Source organism: Thiocystis minor (assembly GCF_016653465.1).
GTDB lineage: Bacteria > Pseudomonadota > Gammaproteobacteria > Chromatiales > Chromatiaceae > Chromatium > Chromatium minus.
In genome coordinates, this window is sequence record NZ_NHSQ01000010.1 from 1 (window position 1) to 5,540 (window position 5,540).

The 5,540-nt window shown below is 62.5% G+C and carries 6 protein-coding genes; all 6 read left to right on the plus strand.

Translation table 11 applies throughout. The features are described from left to right. Positions 1 to 289: 289 nt before the first annotated feature. Positions 290 to 751 carry a type II 3-dehydroquinate dehydratase gene (aroQ, locus tag CCR95_RS00405; protein WP_201090869.1) on the plus strand — a complete coding sequence of 154 codons (462 nt, stop codon included), beginning with the start codon at positions 290 to 292 and terminating at the stop codon, positions 749 to 751. Positions 752 to 753: 2 nt separating this feature from the next. Continuing rightward, entirely contained in the window at positions 754 to 1,209 is a 456-nt protein-coding gene (accB, locus tag CCR95_RS00410) for an acetyl-CoA carboxylase biotin carboxyl carrier protein (protein ID WP_201090870.1), read from the plus strand. A gap of 178 nt (positions 1,210 to 1,387) precedes the next feature. Further along, complete coding sequence (accC, locus tag CCR95_RS00415; RefSeq protein WP_201090871.1) at positions 1,388 to 2,731, plus strand: acetyl-CoA carboxylase biotin carboxylase subunit; 1,344 nt, start codon at positions 1,388 to 1,390, stop codon at positions 2,729 to 2,731. A gap of 197 nt (positions 2,732 to 2,928) precedes the next feature. Next, positions 2,929 to 3,834, plus strand: a complete 906-nt coding sequence (prmA, locus tag CCR95_RS00420) for a 50S ribosomal protein L11 methyltransferase (RefSeq protein ID WP_201090872.1) — start codon at positions 2,929 to 2,931, stop codon at positions 3,832 to 3,834. 189 nt (positions 3,835 to 4,023) lie between these two features. After that, positions 4,024 to 4,431 carry a hypothetical protein gene (locus CCR95_RS25025; protein ID WP_242522970.1) on the plus strand — a complete coding sequence of 136 codons (408 nt, stop codon included), beginning with the start codon at positions 4,024 to 4,026 and terminating at the stop codon, positions 4,429 to 4,431. Between the two features lie 68 nt (positions 4,432 to 4,499). Next, positions 4,500 to 5,435, plus strand: coding sequence for a DNA methyltransferase (locus CCR95_RS25030; RefSeq protein ID WP_242522971.1), 936 nt, complete (start codon positions 4,500 to 4,502; stop codon positions 5,433 to 5,435). The last annotated feature ends 105 nt before the right edge of the window (positions 5,436 to 5,540 follow it).

Below are 5,540 nucleotides of genomic sequence, written 5' to 3' on the forward strand. Positions count from 1 at the left end.
CGGTCGTGCCTTTGATCCACGCTTCTTTCAGCTTGGCCTCGCGGCGTCCGCCTTGCGCTTCACTACGGTTGTCGTCACTCTCTCCGGCGACCTCTTTGCAGGTCGCAAGTCTTGGCCCATGCCGGGCTCCTACGATGGCGGATGGCGCCAAAATGAGAACGGCTGACGGGCGACGAACCGACTGGACAAAATTCCGTAAAATCCGCACAATTCGCGGCGATTTGTCGCCGTTCGCATCGAACTGGCCGTAACCTCTCAAACCGAAACCCACTGAAAGGCAGCAAGCGCGATGGCCGCGATTTTGGTCCTGAATGGACCGAACCTTAATCTGCTCGGCACCCGCGAGCCCGGACACTATGGCCGGACGACCCTGGCCGATCTCCAGCGAGCGCTGGAAACCGCCGCCCAGGCCGAGGGCTATCGGCTCGATTTCATCCAGAGCAACGCGGAACACATCCTGATCGAAGCCATTCATCGCGCCCCGGTGGACGATGTCTCTTTCATCCTCTTCAATCCGGCCGCTTTCACCCATACCAGCGTCGCCCTGCGCGATGCCCTGCTTGCCGTCGCGATCCCTTTTATCGAGGTGCACCTGTCGAACGTGCACGCCCGCGAGCCATTCCGCGCCCATTCCTATTTCTCGGACATCGCGGTGGGCGTGATCAGCGGACTCGGGGCCGAGGGATACGCACTGGCGTTACGCGCCGCGCTCACGCGCCTGGCGCAAGAACACACGAACGAGAACCTATGACCATGGATATCCGCAAGGTAAAGAAGCTGATCGAGCTGCTGGAGCAATCCGACGTGGCCGAGATCGAGATCCACGAGGGCGAGGAGTCGGTGCGCATCAGCCGTCATGGCACGGCGCCGATGCCCTATTACATGCCCCAACCGATGCCAGGGCAGTTCAACGCCCCCGTGGCGCCCACGGCGCTAGCCGTCGCGATCGACGACGACCCGTTGGCCGGACTCGATCACGAGATCGTCCGCTCGCCCATGGTCGGCACCTTCTATCGGGCGCCCTCGCCCGGCGCCAAGTCCTTTGTGGAGGAGGGCCAGACGGTCCAGGCCGGCGAAACGCTGTGCATCATCGAGGCGATGAAAATCCTCAACCAGATCGAATGCGAGCAGGCCGGAACGGTCCGGCGCATCCTGGTCGAAAATGGTCAGCCGGTCGAATACAACCAACCGCTGTTCGTGATCGAATGAGGATACGAACCGTCTCCAGCATGGCGCGCCTCCTTTCCCGAACGGCTCGGCTTCGACTGAACCGATAGGCGTCGCCGATGACCTGGACACGGTTTGAAACACACGTCAGCGCGCGGCCGGTCCGGCGCTTCCGTGGCCCAACCCGCCGCCCCCTACTGAAGACATCCCCATCATGGCAATGATCGAAAAGGTACTGATCGCGAATCGCGGCGAGATCGCGCTGCGCATCCTGCGCGCCTGCCGCGAACTCGGCATCAAGACGGTCGCCGTCCACTCCGAAGCCGACCGCGATCTGAAACACGTCCTGCTGGCCGACGAGTCCGTCTGTATCGGCCCGGCCGCCTCGCTCCAGAGTTATCTCAACGTGCCGGCGATCATCAGCGCGGCCGAGGTCACGGATACCGTCGCCATTCATCCCGGCTATGGTTTCTTGTCCGAGAACGCTGATTTCGCCGAGCGGGTCGAGCGCTCGGGCTTCATCTTCATCGGCCCGCGCCCCGAGACCATCCGTCTGATGGGCGACAAGGTCTCGGCCATCGCAGCCATGAAGGCCGCCGGCGTGCCCTGCGTGCCGGGTTCCGACGGACCGATCGACGACAACAACAAAAAACGCACCCTGGAGATCGCCCGCGAGATCGGCTATCCGATCATCATCAAGGCGTCCGGCGGCGGCGGCGGGCGCGGCATGCGGGTGGTGCACTCCGAGGCCACCCTGCTGAACGCCATTTCGCTGACCAAGGCAGAGGCCGCCGCGACCTTCAACAACGACATGGTCTACATCGAGAAATATCTGGAGAACCCGCGTCATGTCGAGTTCCAGATCCTCGCCGACCAGATGGGCAACGCCATCCATCTGGGCGAACGCGACTGCTCCATGCAGCGCCGTCATCAAAAAGTCGTCGAGGAAGCCCCCGCGCCCGGCATCACCGAGGCGCAGCGGCGCGAGATCGGCGAACGCTGCGCCGCCGCCTGCCGCACCATCGGTTATCGCGGCGCCGGCACCTTCGAATTCCTCTACGAGAACGGCCAGTTTTATTTCATCGAGATGAACACCCGGGTCCAGGTCGAGCACCCGGTCACCGAGATGGTCACCGGCGTGGACATCGTCAAGGAACAGATCCTGATCGCCGCCGGCGAGCCGCTGCGTTATGCCCAGAAGGATATCGTTATGCGCGGACACGCCATCGAGTGCCGGATCAACGCCGAGGATTCGGAAACCTTCATGCCGAGCCCCGGCAAGATCACCGAATTCCACGCGCCCGGCGGTCCTGGCGTGCGGCTGGAGACCCATCTCTACACCGGCTACACGGTCCCGCGGTATTACGACTCCATGATCGGCAAACTGATCACCCATGGCGAGGATCGCGAATCGGCCATCGCGCGCATGTGCAACGCCCTGCGCGAGACCGTCATCGACGGCATCAACACCAACATCAAGCTCCAGCGCGCCATCCTGCGCGACGGCGCCTTCCTCGCCGGCGGCGCCAACATCCATTACCTAGAGAAAAAGCTCGGGATGTAAGGTGATTTAAGGGAAAGACTTTACCGATTTTCCGTTCGTCCTGAGCTTGTCGAAGGATGACCGGAAAATCGCGCTCCGAGGCCGACATTGCATCCGTTCATGGTTCGACAAGCTCACCACGAACGGATGCAATGTCACCACGAAAGTGGGTATGAGCTTCTACGATCATCAGCTTTAAGGATTCGATGCCACTCCCCATGCCCTGGCTGCAACTCTCCTTCAACCTCCCGCGCGAACAGTCAGAGACCTTTTCGCTCAACCTGGAAATGGCCGGCGCGCTCTCCATCACCCTCGGCGACGCCGGCGACGAGCCCCAACTCGAACCCGGCCCAGGCGAAACCCCGCTGTGGTCCGAGATCACGCTCACGGCACTGTTCGAGAGCGACCCGGAGACGCAATCCCTGGTCGAACGGCTCGCCCGCAACCTGGCCATCCAGTTAGGCACCGTCCCCCGCATCGAGCGCATCGAGGACCGGGTCTGGGAACGGGTCTGGCTGGACACCTTCAAACCAACCCGTTTCGGTCGCCGGCTCTGGGTCTGTCCGCACGGCCAACTGCCGGACGATCCGAACGCCGTCGTTGTGTCGCTCGATCCGGGACTGGCCTTCGGCACCGGACATCACGCGACCACCGCACTCTGTCTGGAGTGGCTCGACGGCGCGTCGCTCGCCGGCAAGACCGTCCTCGATTTTGGCTGCGGCTCCGGCATCCTCGCCATCGCCGCGCTGAAGCTCGGTGCCGCGCGCGCCATCGCCGTGGACCACGATCCGCAGGCACTGGAGGCCACCCGCGCCAACGCGCTGACCAACGGCGTCGCCGACCGGCTCGATATTCATCCACCGGAGGATCTCCCCGATCTCAACGTCGATTGCGTGCTGGCCAATATCCTCGCCGGCCCCCTGATCGCGTTGGCCCCGCGCCTGACCGGGCTGCTGCGGCCCCAGTGTGATCTGGTGCTCTCGGGCGTCCTCGCCGAGCAGGCGGACAGCGTCCGCGCCGCTTATGCGGATTCCATTGAATTGGATCCAATTCGGATCCGCGAGGATTGGGTGCTGATCAGCGGGACTCGGAAACCTCAACGCCGGACGGGAGCAGCTCTGTAGAGGCGAATTTATTCGCCGCGTGGGTTGCGCGGATTCAGGGATTCAGGGGCGAATGAATGCGCCCCTTGGCGATGTCGCGCAACCGCAAGTCGAAGGAAGAGGGACGAACGGAAAATCGGCAGAATTCTTTCCGACAGTCACCCTATCGGGGAAAATCGGGAATTGGCTGCAAGGGAGCAGGAACGAGCGATGGCGCAAGAACACGCAAACGCCGAGGTCGGGATCGTCGAACGACTCTTGGAACTGGTCCCGGAAGACGGCACGGCCATCGGCAATCCGGCGCTCAGGCAAGCCTTCGCGCAAGCGGCCGCCGAACTGAATAGCGCGTTTGACGCAGCGGCCTTCGAGCACGCAAAGCAGGCGTTGCTCGATCGGGGCCTGTTGCTCAAAGGGCGTGGACGTGGCGGCACGGTGCGGCGGGCACCGCCCCAGGATCAGGGTTTCGATCTCAGTCCAACGGCACCGCCGACTCCGGCCCAACCGCCGAAAACCGTCCGGAAGGCATCGCCGCGCCCGCCGTCGACCGGCACCGACGCGCCCGAGGTCATCAGCTATCGCCTACGGATACCCGCAAGAACAACCCCGAGGTCGGGGTAGTCAGTTCGGCCAACGACCCGGCGGCGGGGCCGACGCGCTGGGCCTATGACCCGCACCTCGATCCGGTGTTGCAGTTCGACCTTGGGCGCGCGCGGATCGAGACCCTGATCGACGAGGCCCTGGCGAGCGACGATCAGGACGCCATGCGCGCGGCGCTGGAGGAATTGCGGCGCGCGTCCGCCCCCTATCTCCACTGGACCGGCAAGGCCGAGCGGACCAGTTTCGCGGTCGAGACCGTCTCGCTGCATGTGCATGAGCGCATCGATCCCATGAGCATTCTTTCCGCGCTGCGGAAAGAATTGACCGAATGTCGGGATGACTCATTGGGCAAGTCGTCCGGGAGCGGGCAACGGAAGCGGACGGATGCCTGGCGCCAGCCGGATCTGTTCGCCGCCCCCTTCGAGAACCTGCCGCTGCGCGACGCCATTGACTTCTACCGCCACGACAAGGGCTGGTCGAACCGGCTCATCGCGGGCGATTCGCTGCTGGTCATGAACTCGCTGCTCCAGAAGGAGGGCATGGCCGGGCAGGTGCAGATGATCTATCTCGACCCGCCCTATGGCATCAAATACGGCTCCAACTTCCAGCCCTTCACCAACCGGCGCGACGTCAAGGACCGACAGGATCAGGATCTGACCCAGGAACCCGAGATGATCAAGGCGTTCCGGGATACCTGGGAGTTGGGCATTCATTCCTACCTGACCTATCTGCGGGATCGGCTACTGCTGGCGCGGGAACTGCTGGCGGAGTCGGGGAGCGTGTTCGTGCAGATTTCGGATGAGAATCTGCATCATGTGCGGGAGTTGATGGATGAGGTGTTTGGGCGAGAGAATTTTATTTGCATTGTTTCCTTTCAGACGAGTGGTGGAAAGTACTCCCTTACGCTCCCAACAACAGTTGACTACCTAGTTTGGTACGGCAAGTGTTCAGTTAAGCTCAAGTACCGCCAGTTGTTCTTACCTCGACAGCGGGGTTCGGCGTCACTAGCAGCCTGTCGGACTTGAGCGTTCGGATTGGCTGAAAAAGACAATCAAGAGGCTATTTTCCTCGAAAATAGCCTTTTTTCGGCCAAAAAGGCATTTTTCCTACGAATTTCCCTTACTGCAGGC

Coding starts and splice junctions, on each gene's coding strand:
- aroQ (WP_201090869.1), top strand. CDS start 290: ATGGCCGCGATTTTGGTCCTGAATGGACCGAACCTTAATCTGCTCGGC.
- accB (WP_201090870.1), top strand. CDS start 754: ATGGATATCCGCAAGGTAAAGAAGCTGATCGAGCTGCTGGAGCAATCC.
- accC (WP_201090871.1), top strand. CDS start 1,388: ATGATCGAAAAGGTACTGATCGCGAATCGCGGCGAGATCGCGCTGCGC.
- prmA (WP_201090872.1), top strand. CDS start 2,929: ATGCCCTGGCTGCAACTCTCCTTCAACCTCCCGCGCGAACAGTCAGAG.
- CCR95_RS25025 (WP_242522970.1), top strand. CDS start 4,024: ATGGCGCAAGAACACGCAAACGCCGAGGTCGGGATCGTCGAACGACTC.